Genomic DNA, 18,213 nt, shown 5'->3' on the forward strand with positions numbered 1-18,213 from the left:
GGCAAAGGCTTAATCAAAGGAATGCGCGATTAGCTTATTTGTTTTCGGCTTAGCCACTTCAAGCTTAACCAGTAGCAAAAGCCAGTAAACAAAATCATGAGATAAAAACTGTAAATCTTATAAATATCCCACCAAGGAGAAGGAAACGATCCGACAAAAATCAAACGTGCAATAGGGCTTATCAAAATCCAAATCGCAGTTGCGCTGATGAAAATACTCATCAGATTTAAACGATTTTTACGGGCGAGAAAATAGGAAATGATATATGCAAAAGGAATAACCAGAAGGCCATAAAAAAGTAAATAAAATAAGAAGTGGGCTAGAAAAATAACTCCAATCGAATAAAGGTTGAACTCAGCATTTAATGTCATGACCCCTAAGGCAGATAAACTCAGCAATGGGATGGGTGCAAGCGCAAGTGCGTGAATAATCATTTTTTTGTTATATTGAAGCATATTAAAAATTATAGAATCGAGAATAAATTATGCTGAAATTTTGCTGCAAACTCATTGTTTTATCCAGCCTTTTTTGTAGTCCATGGCTTTACGCGCAGACGGAAACTGATGAGCAAGATGAATACAACCAATGTGTAGAACAGACCATTAAAGAAATGAAGCTTGAGAGTATTAACAACATGGTCGTGCATAGCTGTTCTGAACAAGCTAAAAAGACTTATGAAGAAAAAATTGTTGCTCTCATTGATCAAATTCGCACACAAAGCGAAGAATATAAACAGCCAGAGCGTTATCAAGATATTTTAAAATCTCAGCGACTTTGGAAAGCTTATGTAGATCAGGAATGTAGTAATGCAGGCTCATACATTGGCTCACCGATGTATTCGTATTGCCCAATGCAAGAGTATGCAGCGCGTGTAAAACAGCTTGAAGAATACGTTAATTAAGACGAATTATTTTAAACGTCACCTCATGACGCTTAGCATACTTCACTGGATTAAATTTAAGAATGCAAAATGATATTTTTTGAACGATGCCATAAATGAGTCGTTTGATATGTCTGATCGCATTCGAGAAAAATTACAGATTCTTGCTGATGCTGCTAAATATGATGTGTCTTGTTCATCAAGTGGCAGTGACCGTAAAAATAAAGATAAAGGCCTAGGCGATGCCAGCCATTCGGGTATTTGTCATAGCTATACTGAAGATGGGCGCTGTGTATCTCTCTTAAAAATTCTATTTAGTAATGTATGTATTTTTGACTGCGCCTATTGTGTTTCACGTCGTTCTAATGACGTCCAGCGTGCAGCATTTACTGTGCAAGAGGTTGTAGATTTAACCATTAATTTTTATCGCCGTAATTATATCGAAGGCTTATTTTTAAGCTCAGGCATTTTTAAATCGGCAGATCACACGATGGAGCGTATGCTTCAAGTCGTAAAGAAGTTGCGTCTTGAAGAAAACTTTAATGGCTATATTCATCTAAAAACTATTCCGGGAGCATCACCTGAACTGATTCATGAGGCAGGTTTATATGCTGACCGTATGAGTATTAATTTAGAGATGCCGACCGAGGTGGGGCTAAAAACTTTTGCACCAGAAAAATCACATCATGAAGTGCAAAAAGATTTAGGTTTGGTCCGTGATAGATTGATTCAGCTTAAAGATGAGCGACAAATTATTAAGCATGTCCCAAAGTATGTGCCAGCAGGGCAGACCACTCAAATGGTAGTGGGTGCACATCAAGAATCAGATCAAGATGTTTTGTTTATGGCAGACAAGCACTACAAAGAGTTTAAACTTAAACGCGTCTATTTTTCTGGTTATATCCCAATTAATACTGAAAATAATTATTTACCAGCAGTGGGTTCTGCACCGCCATTACTACGGGAAAATCGTCTCTATCAAAGCGATTGGTTGATGCGTTTTTATGGTTTTGAAGTTAATGAAATCGTCAATGAAAAACACCCAAACTTAGATCTTGATGTAGACCCGAAATTAAGCTGGGCTTTAAGGCATCCCGAACAGTTTCCGGTAGATTTAAATCGTGCCGATTATCAGATGATTTTGCGTGTACCAGGCATAGGTGTGAAGTCGGCGAAGAAAATTGTGCAAGCTCGCCGTTTTGGAAAAATCCATATCGATTTACTTAAAAAACTCGGTGTGGCTTATCAGCGAGCAAAATTCTTTATTCGATGTGAAGACAGTCCAAAATTCCAAAAAGAATTGTCTTCAAGTTTTATTCGGCAGCAGATTTTAACGCAGGGTTCCTCGAAATATGTGCAGCAACTCTCGCCACAATTAAGCCTTGGGTTTTAGTCATGTTTAATGAGGAAGTTGCTTACTATTTTGATGGCTCAATGGTTGGGCTGCTAAGCTGTGTGTTTCGTGCATTTCAATTTAAAGAATTACAGGTCAAACTCTGTTTGAATGATGCAGCTCAGCATGGCTTATTTGCTGATAAAATTGAGGTTTCAAATAACGAGCAACATGCCGAGCGTGTTTGGTCTGCCCTGAAAAAAAAGCTTTCATCTTCTTCATTAAAACAATTCTATTTTGCCTCTTTATCTGAATCTTTAGATGCCTATCAACATTTATTTAATTATTGTATTTATGTGTTTACTAGCCATGTTTCCATAGAAAAAGATTATTCAAATCCTAGTGTTTTAGCGATTGCACAGTGGACGAAAAAGGTCGGACGAGAGAAGCATCGGATGGAAGCTTTTATTCGTTTTAAGAAAACCAAAGATGAGCTTTTTTTGAGTCTAGTACGTCCCGATTTTAATGTTTTGCCGCTTATTCAGCCGCATTTTAAACGGCGTTATCAAGATCAGCGTTGGCTGATTTATGATGAGAAACGTAAGTTCGGGCTTTATTATGATTTACGAGAAATACATGAAGTTTCACTCGAGGCTTCTGAAGTTGACCGTAATTTAAAAAATGGAATGAGTCAAAGCTTTCAGCTTGAGCTTGATGAGCAGGAAGTTTTATATGACCAGCTTTGGAAAGATTATTTTAAGAGCGTGAATATTACTGAACGCCAAAATATAAAACTCCATGTGCAATATTTACCTAAACGCTACTGGCGTTATTTAAATGAAAAATTGATGGAATATTAAAGTTTTAAAATCATAAAAAATAGTTCAGCAGGTTTTCTTATTATTCAAAGATATAATTTAAATGCATTTTATGTGGCTTTGGGCGTATACTTTTGCCCGTTATAAATGACGGCATATCCCTAAAGGTGTACTGTGAGTGTTATACAGCGACAATGGTTACAGATTTTAAAACCAAATTTTAAGGTTTTACCTTTAAAAGAACGATTACTTTGCGGTATTGGAGCGTTGTGTGGTTTAGCAATTTCTTCCTTAATTAGTTGGTATGTTCTAGGGGGGATTAATGCATGGTACATCGCTCCAATGGGTGCCTCATCTGTTCTATTGTTTGCTGTGCCGACCAGTCCTTTGGCTCAACCTTGGAATGTGATTGTTGGTAATACTTTAGCCGGAATTATTGGCGTTGCCTGCGCACAGTGGATTCCTGATTTAACAACGGCTTTTAGTGTTGCGGTAGGTTTTGCCATTTTTTTAATGATGACCACCGATTCTTTACATCCACCGAGTGGAGCGGTTGCGATTACAGCCGTACTAGGTGGAGCTGCGATTCATAAGTTAGGCTTTTATTTTATTTTTTACCCAGTTTTACTCAACTCATTGCTTCTATTAGGTTTTGCCGTATTTTTTAACCGATTAATTGGGCGACATTATCCGGTGACTGCACATTTGAATGAGCGTAGCAAGGACCCAACGCCTACTCAAAAGGTATCGATTCAACCAAAAGATATTGAGTACGCATTAGAGCATCACACTGAACTTTTAGATATTAGCCAATATGACTTAGAAAAAATCATTTTAGAAGCGCAAGAGCATGCCAATGAGCGCATGGTCAATCAATATGTCTGTCAGGATATTATGAGTCGCGACGTGATTAAACTACATGAAGATGATGATATTCATCAGGCACTCGATAAGTTTAAACAAGTGAACCTAATGAGCTTGCCTGTAGTCAATGCAGAGAACCATCTGGTCGGAACTTTAGCGTTATATGAAGTCGTAGAATGGTTTAAGGGGGCAGCCGACCCAAGAAATTCTTGGCAGCATTACGTAAAACAAATTATGAGCCGTCGAGTGGTCACGGTATTACCAACTCAACCTATTCAAGATTTAGTGCCGTACTTTGTCGAAAAGTCTTTTAACTACATTCCTGTGGTTGAAGATCGTAAGCTTATAGGAATGATTAGCCGTGCAGATATGATTGCTGCATTACAGCAACAGTTAAATCGAAAGCTATAACTTTTATAATAAAAAAAGCTACGGTTGATTAGGGGATGCAACCGTAGCGACCAAAGTTATTAATTAACGTACTTGTTCTTCATTTACTGTCCGGACGGATTGTCGATAGCCTTCAATATGTTCTGGCTGTTTTTTCGGAATCACTAACCATAAAACCAGATAAACTAAAATTCCTGGAAAGGCAGCACTCATAATTGAGATCAAAACAAAAATGACACGTAGTAAAGTTATGTTCCAACCAAAACGTTCAGCAATACCACCCATTACACCGGCGATCATGCTGTGTCGGTTCGAGCGATATAAACCAGAACTGGCCATCTAATTCTCCTTAAAGATAAAATTTACAAGAAGCTATTGCTCTTGCTTAATAAAAATATGGAGACGAAATAACGCGTTTAAAGTCTTTTAAAAAGTAAAATAGTTAAAATATGTAAAGGATTGAAATGAACGAAACCAACATCTACTAAAATGCACCCTTTCAGGGCTTAAGAGTTTAAAGCGGCAATTAGCTAATACTTGATTTGAATTGTAAATATAGCTGTTGCTGTTATCTGTGAATAATGTATATGACTTTGAAGTGGTCTCGTTTTTCAGTTAAGCATGTAGTTGTAGTGGCTGCGATGTGCATGACAATGAGTGCTTGCGATATAAACCATACCAATTCAAAAGATCACTCTGCTACAAGTTCTAATTCTAATCATGAAGAAAATTTAATAAAAAGTAGCGCATCTATAAAAACATTAGACTATGTTGCTGGACGTACTTTTTTACCCGAAGATACCTCAGATCAGACTAAAAAACTAAGTGCCGCCTCATTGCAATATGTAGGAAGGTATCATACGCGTATTTCATGTGAAGATGCTTTTGCTGATTGTGAATCGGGCGAAGCAGAGTATATTTTAAATTTATTACCAAATGGATCGGCTTATTGGAATGTTGTCCATTTTGGTCGTGTAGGAAGTAAAGACGGGGCTAAAAGTGCCGCTGTAAATCAGTTATGTCCTACACTAAATTGGAAAGTAGATGAAAAAGAGCGTGAGTTAACGATTCAATGCCCATTATCTAAAGTTAATTTTTATTTTAATCTTGATTCAAAGAAAAGATTGGTCACGAATTTAGAAAAACTATTTTATAGTGATTATGGAAAAAATCGTGAATTTTTAGAGCAAAACTATTTTGTTCCAAATCAGGCTTATGTTTTAACTAAAGAATAGATATCCGATAAATATAAAAAAGAGCGCAATATAAATTGCGCTCTTTTTCATTTCACGACTTAAAAATCATTAGTAGTCGAAGCTAAAGTGTTCAACTGGTAATGATGTTAATGTGCGAGATGTAGTCACCATTGACTCTGCATGGCCTTGAGCACGTGGCAATAAGCGGTCAAAGTAGAAATCAGCAACTTTGATTTTTGCTTTATAGAACTCAGCAGTTTCTTGGCCGTTACCTGCTTCTAATTTTTCAGAAGCAACCACAGCTTGTTGAGCCCAGAAATAAGCCATCATCACGTAGCCTGAGAACATCAAGAAATCTACAGAAGCAGAAGATACGATGTCGCGGTCTTTACGTGCAGCAAGCATGATACGAACTGTTAAAGTGTTCCACTGAGCACAAAGCTTAGTTAAGTCCCAAGCAAAACGACGTAAATACTTATTACGTGCATGTGCAGCACAGAACTTTAAGATTTCAGCAGTGTATTCACGAACTACTTTACCTTTTGAACTTAACAACACTTTACGACCAATCAAGTCGAGTGCTTGAACACCAGTTGTTCCTTCATACAAGGTCGCAATACGTGCATCACGTGCGATTTGCTCCATACCCCATTCTTTAATGTAGCCATGGCCACCGTAAACTTGCATACCGTGGTTAGCAGCTTCTAAACCAAGTTCAGTTAAGAAACCTTTTAAAATTGGTGTATAGAAACCAAGTTTATCATCGTAGTCTTCAAAAGCAGCTTGGTCACCACGTGCTAAAGCATCTGTCATTTTGTCAGCGATTTGAGCAGCGTAGTAAATCATAGAGCGACCGCCTTCAGCGATTGCTTTTTGAGTTAACAACATACGACGTACGTCTGCATGGTGAATGATTGCATCAGCAACTTTATCTGGATCTTTTTTACCAGAAAGCGCGCGCATTGACATACGATCTTTGGCATATGGTAATGCGCCTTGGAAAGATAACTCAGCGTGTGCAATACCTTGAACAGCAGTACCAATACGTGCTGTATTCATGAAGGTAAACATTGCATGTAGGCCTTTGTTCACTTCACCGATTAAATAACCAGTTGCATTATCAAAGTTGAGTACCGCAGTTGCAGACGCACGGATCCCCATTTTGTGTTCAATTGAACCACAAGCGACTGTATTACGCTCACCAACACCGCCATCAGCTGTAGGTATGAATTTTGGTACGATGAATAATGAGATACCGCGAGTACCAGCAGGTGCATCTGGAAGGCGAGCAAGTACAATGTGAATGATGTTTTCAGTTAAATCATGTTCACCGGCAGAAATGAAGATTTTTGTACCGGTAATTTTGTAACTACCGTCTGCTTGAGGTTCAGCTTTAGTTTTTACCTGCCCTAAGTCTGTACCACATTGAGGTTCGGTTAAGCACATTGTGCCGCTCCAAGTGCCTTCAACAAGCTTAGGCATATATGTTTGTTTTTGCTCATCAGTACCGAATTGCAAAATAGTGTTCATACAACCAGAACTTAAACCTGGGTACATGGTAAATGACCAGTTTGCAGTACCCATCATCTCGGATTTAATTAGGTTTAAAGACATTGGTAGGCCTTGACCACCAAATTCTTCTGGGTAAGAAAGACCTTGCCAACCGCCCATTACGAATTGGTCATAAGCTTCTTTAAAGCCTTTAGGAGTAGTTACTTCGCCGTTGTCAAAATGGCAACCTTCTTCATCACCAGATTGGTTAAGTGGCGATAATACGTTTTCACAATAATCTGCCGCACCTTCAAGAATCATATCAACAGTATCTGGATCAGCATTTTCACCATTTGATAAAGTTTTATAGTGAGCAGGGTAATCTAGTACTTCATTCATTAAGAAGCGGATATCGTGTAGCGGAGCTTTATATGCTGGCATGGCTTTAATCCTAATTTTGAATCATTGTGGGATTATCTGTATCGATGATTTGATTATTCACTCGCATGATAAAAATACAATGTTAATCGCACCCGAAAGAAATGTCAGAAAAGCGAATTTTGTCGAAAATAAATACACCTGAAATTATAATTTCTGCTACATTCAGGACTTATACTTTTATGTGAAAAAACAACTAATTTTCTTATTTTTAGCAAGTTTTGTTAAAAAGATAAAGCGATAAGGTTTTAAAAAAGGTTATGCATCTAAAATATCTCAGTTTATGTTTATTTAGTTTGGGTTTGACCGCTTGTGCGCAGCATAACCTACGTCCATCGGTAGCATCTACTCAGTTAGATCAAAAAGTCATTCAGGGTATGAATGCAATATATGAATACCCAAGCTATGACTATCGTGGGCATTTTAAAGTTAGTGTTGATCCGAATCAGTCAAAAAAAATAAATAATGTAGAAAAAACAGTGCAGCTAGATGCTGTAGTGCAAAAAAAAGTAGATCAATATTTACGTGAACAAAAAATTAATTTGAATAAAAAACAGAAGCAGGCGCTGTATGCCGCAATTGCAAATGAGCAAGCGGATTCAGGCATTTCTGGTGAATCACGCTCAGAAAAAGTAAACGCCGTATTAATTAATTTATTAAATGATCTTCAATTTAGTTATGATGGTTCGGTTCATTATCGTCAAAAAATGGGGTCTTTAAACCTTACAGCAAGGTATGAAAAACCGACACTTTTGGTACAGGCAAAATTGCCAATGGTACTTGATCTGAAGGATTATAAATTTTACGTTAATTATTTCGGATTAATGCCTTATCTGGTCAATAAAGATAATCAAAATAATTTAGCGTATGTCGATTTTTCAAAGTATAAAAATCTGTTTACGAATGTCGATATGAAGAAATTCGTTGAATATGCGAAAGCTTCTGGCGCTGTATCTTATCGTTTGGCTGAACCACAAAATTTACAGCGTTTATCAGTTAGTGACGCTGAGCGTAAAGCGGGAATTGTAGAAAAAATTCGTTTAAAAGATACGGTTGAAGCGTTATTGCTACAATCGGAGCTCTATAGTCAGGTCAATGCTAAATATCTGCAAAAAAATGTTTTCGGTTTTGATGAAGAAAAGATTGCCGAAACTATAGCAACTGAATTAGCTGCTTCAGAAGCGAAGAGTAAAGAAGGTAATGCTGATGGGCAAAAAGTTTCTTCTGAAGATGCAGCCGCAGTTAGCCAACAACTTTACTCACTGATTAATGCTCATTTCGGTAATGCTCTAGATTCAGAATATGGTGATGAAGACCAATCAAGTGCAGTTCAAGCTGGTGCAGCCGAAGAGGATGCTTCTGATACGGCCCAAGCCGAAGATGTTGCTGTAGCAGATGCTGAAGAAGTCACACAAGATGAAGAAGTGGCTTCACTTACAGAAGATCAGTGTGTTGAATTACAGTCTCAAAAAAGTTCCGTTGCCTTAGGTGATATTAATTACTGTCAAATTTACGGTATTGATGTGCTTGATCAGAGCGCTGGAAATACCGAAAAAACTCAGATTAAAGCTCGTCAAGCTGCGTTGAAACAAACTTTTGCTGCTTATGATCAAAACCAGTTTGTTGATGATGAAGCATTCAAAGCTCTATGGAACAAGCATAAGGCAGAAATTGAACAAGCTTTACCAAAACAAAGAAATCCGGTTGCGATTGATGTCGGACTGGATGAAAAGGGCCGTTTAGTCAACGCGGATTATGATATTGCGTATACACCAGCTGAATTTAACCATCGCTTTAATATTAAAGCAGACATGCAAATTCTCAATTATGGTAAAGCGACCCCAATTAATCAGCAGCAGCTTAAACAGGCTAAATCAGTTGCAGAGGCAAGCAAAGGTTCTTTATTTGAAAACTTCGTAAAAGGATTTAGTGAAAAACTTGGACAGGGTGATGTTTCTGAGCATCCAGTTGGTGCACATAGCGATGTACAAGATTTAGATTCTAGTCTGGCGCTGTTGGCTAACCAGACTTATGATGCAACACGTGCTTATGACAAAACGTATAAGGCTGTGTTTATTGCAAAATTGACTGCCGAAAAACCGTCATATATTCATTATTATTCAGTTCAACAGTTGCAAGAAATTGCAGAGGTTTATGCTTACTGGTTCTCTGAAGAGGAAACTTATAACCCTCAAGGTAAAGCTTTAGAACGTATTGAGACATTGCAGAAAAAGCATCATCTTGAACAAGAAGATCAGTTTGATAATGACTTAGGTCGAGCTGTGGACCATATTGTGATCACAACAATACAAGGTGAAGCTGGGCGTGAAGCATGGCAAAAACTACAGAAACAATATAAGCAACCTGAACAGCTTTTCTCAAAACAGTATCAATTAGAGTTTGAAAAACAAAATGGTACTTCTGATGAAGAAAAACACTTATTGTCAGAAACAGCTGATATTTTAGGTAAAGCCTATGTCGATGCTCGCAAACAGCAACTTACGGAAAAAACAATTCAGAATTTAAAACCTGAACATAATGAATTTATTGATTATGAGATTTTCCGAGATGTTTATAAGCAGATGGTTACAGCTAAAAAATAATAGATGAAATAAAAAAGAACCTACTTCGTGTAGGTTCTTTTTTTGACTTATAGAAAATCTTTTAATTCTGGCTTTACGCCATTCCAGATATAGAAGGCTTCAATGGCCTGACCCACTAACATCCCAAAACCTTCTGCATAAGGCACATTGCGTTGTTTAGCTTGATCAAGGAAGCTAGATGGCTTGCCATAGGCCATCTCATAGGCATATTTGAACTCTAAATTTTCTGGTAGTTGTAATGCATCACCAGACAGGCTTGCAGAAGTTGCATTAATTACAATATCAAATTTCCCTTCTAGCTCATTTAGAGAAATTGCTTGTAATTGAGCTTGCGGAACTGCTGCTTTTAGGTCATCTACAAGTTGTTCAGCACGAGCAAGAGTTCGGTTTGCAATCACAATCTTTTTAGCGCCAGCCTGCACAAGCGGGTAAATAACGCCGCGAGTTGCACCACCAGCCCCTAAAATTAAAATGGTTGTATTTTCCAGATTCCAATCTAAAGCTTGAATTGCGGCAACTAAGCCTTGGCCATCTGTATTGTCACCATGCAGTTTGTTATTTTCCATCCAAAGTGTATTTACAGCTTTGGCAATTTGAGCACGTTCAGTCAGCACATCACACAAAGCAAATGCCTGTTCTTTAAACGGCACGGTAACGTTCATGCCACTTCCGCCATTCTCAAAGAAACTACGCATACTCGACTCAAAACCATCAAGAGGAGCAAGACGTTTTTGGTAGTCTAGGTCAATACCTGTTTTTTGAGCGAAAGCATGATGCAATTCAGGAGAGCGTGATTGTTCGATTGGGTTGCCAATTACTGCAAACTGTTTGGTCATTCTTATATCCAAAATTTTAAAATGGCATGAGGCAGATAAAGTCTGTACTGAATTTTCAGCAGGACTCACTATAAGCCAAATTTTAATAAGAAAAAATATTTGAATGAGATTCAGAAAATTGAAAATAAAAAAGGAGATTCTTTAGGGTGGAAGCCAAAGAATCTCCAAAAAAGCAAAAAATTAAGCGACTTTTTCTTTTAGGTTTAACCAGTCACGAGGTTTTAAGTAATAGTCGGTTAAACGTTTCTCTGGTGAGTCTTCATCCCATTCTGGACGATACGACCAACCTGCAAGGTTAGGGAGGCTGACTAAAATAGATTCGATACGTCCACCTGTTTGTAAGCCAAATAATGTTCCGCGGTCGTAGACTAAGTTATATTCGACATATCTACCGCGACGGTAGAGCTGGAACTCTCTTTGAGCTTCGGTGTAAGGCTGTTCACGGTGTTTTTCAAAAATTGGCAGAATGGCATTTAAATAACCATTACCTACAGCTTGAATATATTTAAAGCAGGTTTCGAAATCCCAGCAATTTAAATCATCAAAGAATAAACCACCGACACCACGCTGTTCATCTCGATGTTTTAAATAAAAATAATCATCACACCATTTTTTATGTTCAGCATAGACATTGTCTCCAAAAGGCTGACATAGGTCGTATGCGGCTTGATGCCAATCGATAACATCTTGTTCATCTGGATAGAACGGTGTTAAGTCAAAACCACCACCAAACCACCAAATCGGATCTTGACCTTCACGTTCTGCAACGAATAAACGTACATTGGCATGAGAAGTTGGAATATTTGGGTTTTTAGGGTGAATCACTAATGACACACCAAGCGCTTGAGCTTTAGCACCAGCAATTTGAGGGTGTCTTTCTGTAGCAGAAGCGGGCAGTTTACTAATATTGATGTGAGAAAACATCACACCACCTTTTTCAATCACAGTGCCATTTTGCAAAACTCGTGAACGACCACCACCACCTTCTGGGCGTTCCCAATCATCAATAATAAATTCACTCGTACCGCCGCCAGCTTTTTCTTGTTGTTCTAAACCAGCACATATACGAGCTTGTAAATCGAGGAGAAATTCGCGGACACGTTGAATATCTGTTGAAGTCGGATGCTGCATAGTGACCCTCAAAGATGATTGAGATAGGAGATAGATACATCAAAACACAAAACCATAAAAAAAGTAAGGGATTTTTAAGAAATGTCTTAAAAATCCCTTCCAATTATTTTTAAATTTATAATTTTTTTAGAAATCATCTTTTTGATAAAGGTGATCCATACGTTCCCGTTTAGTTTTCAAATATTGTTCATTAAAGGGGTTACGTCCAACCGTTAATGGAACACGACCAACCACATTAATACCTTGATCCTTGAGTGCCTGAATTTTCAAAGGATTGTTAGTAATTAACTTAACTTCTTTTACTTTTAAGTGATCGAGCATAATGCTGCACATGTCGTAACGGCGTGCATCGGCGGGTAAATTTAAAAGTAAATTTGCATCTACCGTGTCATGACCTTGATCTTGTAAGGCATACGCACGAATTTTATTTGTGAGCCCAATACCACGGCCTTCCTGGCGTAAATATAAAATAACGCCTTGACCTGCTTCGTTGATGAGCTTTTGAGTTGCCTGTAATTGAGGGCCGCAGTCACATTTTAATGACGCAAAAGCATCACCTGTTAAGCATTCTGAATGAACACGTACTAAAACAGGGCCTGTGGGTGGATTTTCTAACCCTTTAGAAAGTGCCACATGTTCTTCACCTGATACTGGATCTTGAAACACAGAAATATTGAATTCACCAAAAGCAGTCGGGAGTTTTGATGTTGCAATGAACTCTATAGGCACAGATTAACTCATCTTTTAACCGAAAACGGTTTAAAGTATAGCGTAATGCTGGGAGATTGGTCGAATTGTCATAATCATTTTGAGCACTAAGGTTTTCTTTTTTGTATAAAGAAGACGATAATAGTTGATAAATAGTCAGATTATTCAGGATAATCTGCCAACCATACCCATACTGTATGAGAGACTGCTTTGCATGACCTCGTTCGCAAATGTGGCTGATTGAAGGTGACTTCATTCGATTGTATGATCGACCCATTTTGACCCAGCTTAGGATTTGCCAGGCTTATAAAGGCTTTGCCACATATGTTGTATACCGAAATTCCAACTCAACGCCCTGTTACGCCATTGTTAGATGCAATTGATCATCCTCAACAATTACGTCAGCTCGAGCATAGCCAATTGGTTCAAGTGGCTGATGAGTTGCGTCAATATATTTTATATGCAGCAGGCCAGAGTGGTGGCCATTTCGGTGCTAACCTCGGCGTGGTTGAGCTGACGGTTGCGCTGCATTATTGCTTTAATACTCCAAATGACCGATTAGTTTGGGATGTAGGACATCAGGCGTATCCACACAAAGTCTTGACTGGTCGCCGTGAGCAAATGACAACAATCCGGGCTAAGAACGGTTTAGCAGCATTTCCAGCTAGAGAAGAATCAGTTTTTGATACTTTTGGTGTAGGGCATTCATCAACTGCAATTTCAGCAGGTTTAGGAATGTCTTTAGCGCGTCGCTATCAAAACGACCCATGTGATGTGGTATGTATTGTTGGTGATGGTGCAATGACGGCAGGTATGGCATTTGAAGCCATGAACGATGCTGTCGCACATGATGCTGATTTAATTGTTGTACTTAATGACAATGACATGTCAATTTCTTGCAGTACAGGTGGTTTTGCTAAGCATTTAGCTGCAATTTGGGAAAAAGGTCATTTAGTTAATGTCGATGAACATGGAGAGGCTTATGTACAGCCACATCCGAAATGGACGTACAACTCTCGCTTACATCAATCGGCAACAGATGCGGCCGATAATTTATTTAAAGCGATTGGTTTCGATTACTTTGGTCCTTTCGATGGACATGATGTAAATCAACTCGTTAAAGTATTTAACGCATTAAAAAAACGTAAAGGTCCACGCTTAGTCCACGTTTATACTAAAAAAGGTAAAGGTTTTACTCCGGCAGAAGCTGACCCAATTACCTATCATGCAATTAGCAAAATTAATGCGACTTCAGCGGGTAAAACACCGCCAAAATATTCAGATGTATTTGGTCAATGGCTGTGTGATGAAGCTGCACAAGATGAACGTTTATTAGCGATTACTCCAGCTATGTGCGAAGGCTCAGGCATGGTTAAGTTTGCTAAAGAATTTCCAAAACGTTTCTTCGATGTTGCAATTGCCGAACAGCATGCAGTAACACTTGCAGCGGGAATGGCGTGTGAAGGGTTAAAACCTGTTGTTGCAATCTATTCAACATTCTTACAGCGTGGTTATGACCAACTTATTCATGATGTTGCATTACAAAATCTTGATGTAACTTTCGGTATTGATCGTGCTGGTTTGGTGGGTGAAGATGGACCAACTCACGCAGGTGCATATGACTATGCATATATGCGTACAGTACCAAACATGGTCATCATGGCGCCAAAAGATGAAAATGAATGCCGTCAAATGCTACATACTGCCTATGCCTATAATGGTCCAGCGGCAGTACGTTACCCACGTGGTGCAGGGGTAGGGGTTGAAATTCAGCAAGAGTTAACTGCTATTGAGTTAGGTAAGGCAGAAGTAGTTGCTGAAATTAAGCCTGCTTGTGATGAGCAGATTACGGTTCTGGCATTTGGTAGCCGCGTTATGGTTGCCATAGAAGCTGCTGAGCAATTTGCACAGAAACACGATGTCGGCGTACGTGTTGTAAATATGCGTTTTGTGAAACCACTTGATGAAAAAATTATTCGTGATTTGGCTGAACACACACATTTATTTGTCACTGTTGAAGAGCACGCAATTATGGGTGGTGCAGGCAGTGCGGTAAATGAGTTCATGGCACAAGAACAAATTGTGAAGCCTATTATCAATTTAGGTCTGCCAGATTTGTTCTTACAACAGGCATCACATGGTCAAATGCTAAAAGATTGTGGGTTAGATGCTAAAGGTATTTTAAACTCAATTGAGCAAGCTTGGCTTAAGCTAAATCAGGTGGTTTAAGCCTTTAATAAAATTTTTGAAACATTTTTTCCCCTAAAGCGCATTCATTTGCTAAAATGTATGCGCTTTTATGCATTATTCTTTGTCAAAATCTTCAAATTTGTATTGTAGTGGGTGTTCAATGGAACCTATGGTGGTTATGGCTGCGCGTGCGGCTCAAACAGTTGGTCAAGAGCTTTTAAAAGCGCATCAAAATCGTCATAAACTCGATTTGCAAGTTGAAGAGAAAGGCATTGATGGCCCAGTAACACGTGTAGATCGTTATTTGGAACAATTGACGATTGATACATTACGTAAAAGTTATAAAAACCATAGCTTCTTAGGTGAAGAGTTCGGTTTGCAAGAGGGCAAAGGCCACGATGCAGACTGGTGCTGGGTAATCGACCCGCTTGATGGCACGCAAAACTTTATTAATGGTTTCCCTCATTTCTGTATTTCTATTGCAGTTCAGCATAAAGGCGTTACTCAGCACGGCGTAATCTACGACCCAGTACGTGACGAATTATTCTCTGCAAGTCGCGGTCGCGGTGCGGTGATGAATCAACGCCGTATTCGTGTAAATGTAAAAGATACTTTAGAAAATACATTCTTGGCAGTAGGCCATCCTTACCGTGCTAAACGTGCTGGTGAGATTGTATCTTATGCAGAACAACACTTTGCTTCATTATTAGCTGTGACTCAAGCAGGCGCACAAATTCGTCGTGGTGGTTCAGCTGCCCTAGATTTAGCATATGTTGCTGCTGGCCGTTTTGATGGTTTCTTTGAGCTTGGTTTAAAACCATGGGATATCGCTGCTGGTGAACTTATTATTAAAGAAGCAGGCGGTGTAGTGGTTGATGCGCGCGGTGGTAATGAGTCTCTTGAAAATGGTCAAGTGCTTGCAAGTTCACTCAAAATGCTAAAACCTTTAATGCAAACTGTAGTCCCAGCTTGGGGTCAAGCCGCAAAATAATTTAATTATTTATAAATAAAACCCTCTATTATCAGAGGGTTTTATTTTTTTAAGCCATGGGTAAATTTTACTGAGTTCAATAAATATGAAGAAAGTTGATTAAAACACATGACTTTTAATTTCTTTCTGCTATAATCCGCCCACGCACTTAAATTTCCGTTCATTACCTGAACATTCTGTTCTATTCATTGTAAGCGCACGCTGTCCATAGAGAGGACCATTTCTTGCGCCCCGATCGCTCAGCGATTCTTCAGGTTCGGCCGTAATCAAGCGTGCGTTTAGTCCACATCGTCGTTACTCGGATTGCTGCTGAAAAAACGTTTCAGCTAACTTTGCTTTGCCGCTTTGTGCCGATGTCTATTTTGTATTTATTAAAAATGGAGCACCCACTAGGGTGAAACTCTCTATGAGCAAAACTTTTGCCGAATTTTCTTTGCATGAAACCTTACAACAAGCGCTTGAAGGTTTAGGTTTTACTACCCCGACTCCTGTGCAAGAACAATCTATTCCTGCAGCTTTAGAAGGAAAAGACCTTCTAGTATCTAGCCAGACTGGTTCTGGTAAAACTGCGGCATTTTTATTACCGACATTACATAATTTAGCTGGTCAAGAAACTTTTGTTCCGTTCAAAGAACGTATGAAAGCTGTGACCCAACCTAACATTTTAGTTTTATGCCCAACACGTGAATTGGCTCAACAAGTTAGCCAAGATGCGATTGCTTTCGTACGTCACATGAAAGGTGTCCGTATTGCTGCAATCATGGGTGGTATGCCTTTTGGTAAGCAAATCCAACAACTTAAAGGCGCGCAAGTTATTGTTGCGACTCCTGGCCGTTTATTAGACTTAGTTAACCGTCGTCAATTAAAGTTAGATAAAGTTGAAGCTTTAATCGTTGACGAAGCTGACCGTATGTTAGACCTCGGCTTCTCTGAAGATTTAGAAGCAATCAGCGATTTAGCTGGTAACCGTCGTCAAACATTAATGTTCTCTGCTACTTTCGCTGACCGTATTATTCGTCTTGCTGAGCGCATGATGAATGAACCTGAGCGTATTGCAATTGAAACAGGTCATAGTACAAACACTGACATCACCCAAACTTTACACTGGACAGATGGTTTCGAACACAAGAAGAAACTTCTGACTCACTGGTTGGCTGATGAAACTCTTGATCAAGCGGTTGTATTCGCGAGCACTCAAGAAGATACAGATATGTTGGCTGAAGAACTTGCAGAAGCAGGTCACTCTGTAGTTGCACTTCACGGTGCAATGCCACAAACAGTTCGTAACCGTCGTTTACGTAGTATTCGTGAAGGTCGTGCAAAAATCTTGGTAGCGACAGACGTTGCTGCACGTGGTCTTGATGTACCGACAATTTCACACGTAATTAACTTCGGTTTACCAATGAAACACGAAGACTATGTACACCGTATTGGTCGTACAGGTCGTGCTGGTCGTACAGGTCAAGCAATTACTTTAGCGACTTATCGTGAACGCGGTAAAATCCGTGCGCTTGAAGACTATTTAGATGCACGTTTAAGTGTTTCTGAAATTGAAGGCTTAGAACCATCTCCACCTCCTGCTCGTTCAGGTCGTGATGGCGGTGGTCGTGGTCGTGGCGGCAACGGTGGTCGTGATGGTCGTCGTGGTGGCGGTTTTGGCGGTGGTCGTCGTTTTGAAGGCGAAAGCAACTTCAAACGCCGTGAAGGTGGTCGTGATGACCGTCCACGTCGTAGCTTTGATGACAAACCACGTGGTGAACGCCCATTCGGTGGCGAAGATCGTCCACGTCGCGAGTTCAATTCAGATCGTCCACGTCGTGAAGGTGGTTTTGAAGACCGTCCGCGTCGTGAGTTCAACTCAGATCGTCCGCGTCGTGAAGGTGGTTTCAATGATAAACCGCGTTTTGACTCAAATGATGACAATCGTGGTAACCGCGTAGATTACAAACCACGTCGTGAAAATGGTTTTGGTGATCGTCCAAAACGTAGTTTCGGTGGTGAAGATCGTCCACGTCGTAGCTTTGATGATAAACCTCGTGGCGAGCGTCCATCATTTGGTGGCGAAGATCGTCCACGTCGTGAGTTCAACTCAGATCGTCCACGTCGCGAAGGTGGTTTTAACGATAAACCACGTCGTAGCTTTGATGATAAACCACGTGGTGAGCGTCCAGCGTTTGGTGGCGAAGATCGTCCAAAACGTAGCTTCGGTGGTGAAGATCGTCCACGTCGTAGTTTTGATGATAAACCGCGTCGTAAATTCGACCGTTAATCAAAAGTTCGTTTAAAGAAAGGCCAGTAGAAATACTGGCCTTTTTTATTTTTCAGTTTTGTTATAAAATAACAA

The 18,213-nt window shown here is 39.4% G+C and carries 15 protein-coding genes; 9 read left to right on the forward strand and 6 right to left on the reverse strand.

The genetic code is table 11. The annotated features are described in order from the left end of the window. Positions 1-29 precede the first annotated feature (29 nt). Positions 30-455: a hypothetical protein gene (locus SOI76_RS01985; RefSeq protein WP_104079785.1), complete on the reverse strand. Its 426-nt coding sequence runs from the start codon at positions 453-455 to the stop codon at positions 30-32. Positions 456-484: 29 nt separating this feature from the next. Here SOI76_RS01985 and SOI76_RS01990 point away from each other — a divergent pair, with 29 nt between their 5' ends. The 4 genes from SOI76_RS01990 to SOI76_RS02005 all read left to right on the forward strand — a co-directional run bounded on the left by SOI76_RS01990 (position 485) and on the right by SOI76_RS02005 (position 4,306). Further along, positions 485-901: a lysozyme inhibitor LprI family protein gene (locus SOI76_RS01990; RefSeq protein ID WP_104079786.1), complete on the forward strand. Its 417-nt coding sequence runs from the start codon at positions 485-487 to the stop codon at positions 899-901. 109 nt (positions 902-1,010) lie between these two features. Beyond that, on the forward strand, positions 1,011-2,273 hold the full coding sequence (locus SOI76_RS01995) for a putative DNA modification/repair radical SAM protein (RefSeq protein ID WP_104079787.1): 1,263 nt from the start codon (positions 1,011-1,013) through the stop codon (positions 2,271-2,273). A gap of 2 nt (positions 2,274-2,275) precedes the next feature. Continuing rightward, complete coding sequence (locus SOI76_RS02000; protein ID WP_104079788.1) at positions 2,276-3,073, forward strand: TIGR03915 family putative DNA repair protein; 798 nt, start codon at positions 2,276-2,278, stop codon at positions 3,071-3,073. A 132-nt stretch (positions 3,074-3,205) separates the two neighbouring features. Next, a complete protein-coding gene (locus tag SOI76_RS02005; protein ID WP_057074650.1) occupies positions 3,206-4,306 on the forward strand; it encodes an HPP family protein in 1,101 nt (366 codons plus the stop codon). A 63-nt stretch (positions 4,307-4,369) separates the two neighbouring features. Here SOI76_RS02005 and SOI76_RS02010 read toward each other — a convergent pair whose 3' ends face one another. Next, positions 4,370-4,624 (reverse strand): PspC domain-containing protein, encoded by a 255-nt coding sequence (locus tag SOI76_RS02010; protein ID WP_104079789.1) that lies wholly within the window; start codon positions 4,622-4,624, stop codon positions 4,370-4,372. A gap of 248 nt (positions 4,625-4,872) precedes the next feature. Between SOI76_RS02010 and SOI76_RS02015 the strand changes: the two genes are divergently transcribed. Further along, the gene (locus SOI76_RS02015) at positions 4,873-5,520 is read left to right on the forward strand and encodes a hypothetical protein (RefSeq protein WP_104079790.1); all 648 of its coding nucleotides are present in this window, start codon (positions 4,873-4,875) and stop codon (positions 5,518-5,520) included. A gap of 69 nt (positions 5,521-5,589) precedes the next feature. On the opposite strand, the gene mmgC is transcribed toward SOI76_RS02015, so the two are convergent. Next, positions 5,590-7,413, reverse strand: coding sequence for an acyl-CoA dehydrogenase C-terminal domain-containing protein (gene mmgC / locus SOI76_RS02020; RefSeq protein ID WP_104079791.1), 1,824 nt, complete (start codon positions 7,411-7,413; stop codon positions 5,590-5,592). 257 nt (positions 7,414-7,670) lie between these two features. Between mmgC and SOI76_RS02025 the strand changes: the two genes are divergently transcribed. Next, positions 7,671-10,013, forward strand: a complete 2,343-nt coding sequence (locus tag SOI76_RS02025) for a hypothetical protein (protein WP_104079792.1) — start codon at positions 7,671-7,673, stop codon at positions 10,011-10,013. A 47-nt stretch (positions 10,014-10,060) separates the two neighbouring features. Here SOI76_RS02025 and aroE read toward each other — a convergent pair whose 3' ends face one another. The 3 genes from aroE to ribA all read right to left on the reverse strand — a co-directional run bounded on the left by aroE (position 10,061) and on the right by ribA (position 12,709). Further along, the gene (gene aroE, locus SOI76_RS02030) at positions 10,061-10,849 is read right to left on the reverse strand and encodes a shikimate dehydrogenase (RefSeq protein ID WP_104079793.1); all 789 of its coding nucleotides are present in this window, start codon (positions 10,847-10,849) and stop codon (positions 10,061-10,063) included. Positions 10,850-11,029: 180 nt separating this feature from the next. Further along, on the reverse strand, positions 11,030-11,980 hold the full coding sequence (hemF, locus tag SOI76_RS02035; RefSeq protein WP_014207767.1) for an oxygen-dependent coproporphyrinogen oxidase: 951 nt from the start codon (positions 11,978-11,980) through the stop codon (positions 11,030-11,032). A gap of 126 nt (positions 11,981-12,106) precedes the next feature. Next, positions 12,107-12,709: a GTP cyclohydrolase II gene (gene ribA, locus SOI76_RS02040; RefSeq protein WP_002116908.1), complete on the reverse strand. Its 603-nt coding sequence runs from the start codon at positions 12,707-12,709 to the stop codon at positions 12,107-12,109. A gap of 303 nt (positions 12,710-13,012) precedes the next feature. On the opposite strand from ribA, the gene dxs reads away from it, so the two are divergent. The 3 genes from dxs to deaD all read left to right on the forward strand — a co-directional run bounded on the left by dxs (position 13,013) and on the right by deaD (position 18,138). Next, positions 13,013-14,917, forward strand: a complete 1,905-nt coding sequence (gene dxs / locus SOI76_RS02045) for a 1-deoxy-D-xylulose-5-phosphate synthase (protein WP_104079794.1) — start codon at positions 13,013-13,015, stop codon at positions 14,915-14,917. A gap of 121 nt (positions 14,918-15,038) precedes the next feature. Further along, on the forward strand, positions 15,039-15,869 hold the full coding sequence (gene suhB / locus SOI76_RS02050) for an inositol monophosphatase family protein (protein ID WP_002117045.1): 831 nt from the start codon (positions 15,039-15,041) through the stop codon (positions 15,867-15,869). 406 nt (positions 15,870-16,275) lie between these two features. Next, positions 16,276-18,138 carry a DEAD/DEAH box helicase gene (gene deaD / locus SOI76_RS02055; protein ID WP_016143582.1) on the forward strand — a complete coding sequence of 621 codons (1,863 nt, stop codon included), beginning with the start codon at positions 16,276-16,278 and terminating at the stop codon, positions 18,136-18,138. Positions 18,139-18,213 lie beyond the last annotated feature (75 nt).

The sequence above is a fragment of the Acinetobacter pittii genome (assembly GCF_034064985.1).
Taxonomy (GTDB): domain Bacteria; phylum Pseudomonadota; class Gammaproteobacteria; order Pseudomonadales; family Moraxellaceae; genus Acinetobacter; species Acinetobacter pittii_H.

Excerpts from the sequence above, each read along its gene's own strand:
- SOI76_RS01985 (WP_104079785.1), bottom strand. The coding sequence starts at position 455 with ATGCTTCAATATAACAAAAAAATGATTATTCACGCACTTGCGCTTGCA.
- SOI76_RS01990 (WP_104079786.1), top strand. The coding sequence starts at position 485 with ATGCTGAAATTTTGCTGCAAACTCATTGTTTTATCCAGCCTTTTTTGT.
- SOI76_RS01995 (WP_104079787.1), top strand. The coding sequence starts at position 1,011 with ATGTCTGATCGCATTCGAGAAAAATTACAGATTCTTGCTGATGCTGCT.
- SOI76_RS02000 (WP_104079788.1), top strand. The coding sequence starts at position 2,276 with ATGTTTAATGAGGAAGTTGCTTACTATTTTGATGGCTCAATGGTTGGG.
- SOI76_RS02010 (WP_104079789.1), bottom strand. The coding sequence starts at position 4,624 with ATGGCCAGTTCTGGTTTATATCGCTCGAACCGACACAGCATGATCGCC.
- SOI76_RS02015 (WP_104079790.1), top strand. The coding sequence starts at position 4,873 with ATGACTTTGAAGTGGTCTCGTTTTTCAGTTAAGCATGTAGTTGTAGTG.
- mmgC (WP_104079791.1), bottom strand. The coding sequence starts at position 7,413 with ATGCCAGCATATAAAGCTCCGCTACACGATATCCGCTTCTTAATGAAT.
- SOI76_RS02025 (WP_104079792.1), top strand. The coding sequence starts at position 7,671 with ATGCATCTAAAATATCTCAGTTTATGTTTATTTAGTTTGGGTTTGACC.
- aroE (WP_104079793.1), bottom strand. The coding sequence starts at position 10,849 with ATGACCAAACAGTTTGCAGTAATTGGCAACCCAATCGAACAATCACGC.
- hemF (WP_014207767.1), bottom strand. The coding sequence starts at position 11,980 with ATGCAGCATCCGACTTCAACAGATATTCAACGTGTCCGCGAATTTCTC.
- dxs (WP_104079794.1), top strand. The coding sequence starts at position 13,013 with ATGTTGTATACCGAAATTCCAACTCAACGCCCTGTTACGCCATTGTTA.
- suhB (WP_002117045.1), top strand. The coding sequence starts at position 15,039 with ATGGAACCTATGGTGGTTATGGCTGCGCGTGCGGCTCAAACAGTTGGT.
- deaD (WP_016143582.1), top strand. The coding sequence starts at position 16,276 with ATGAGCAAAACTTTTGCCGAATTTTCTTTGCATGAAACCTTACAACAA.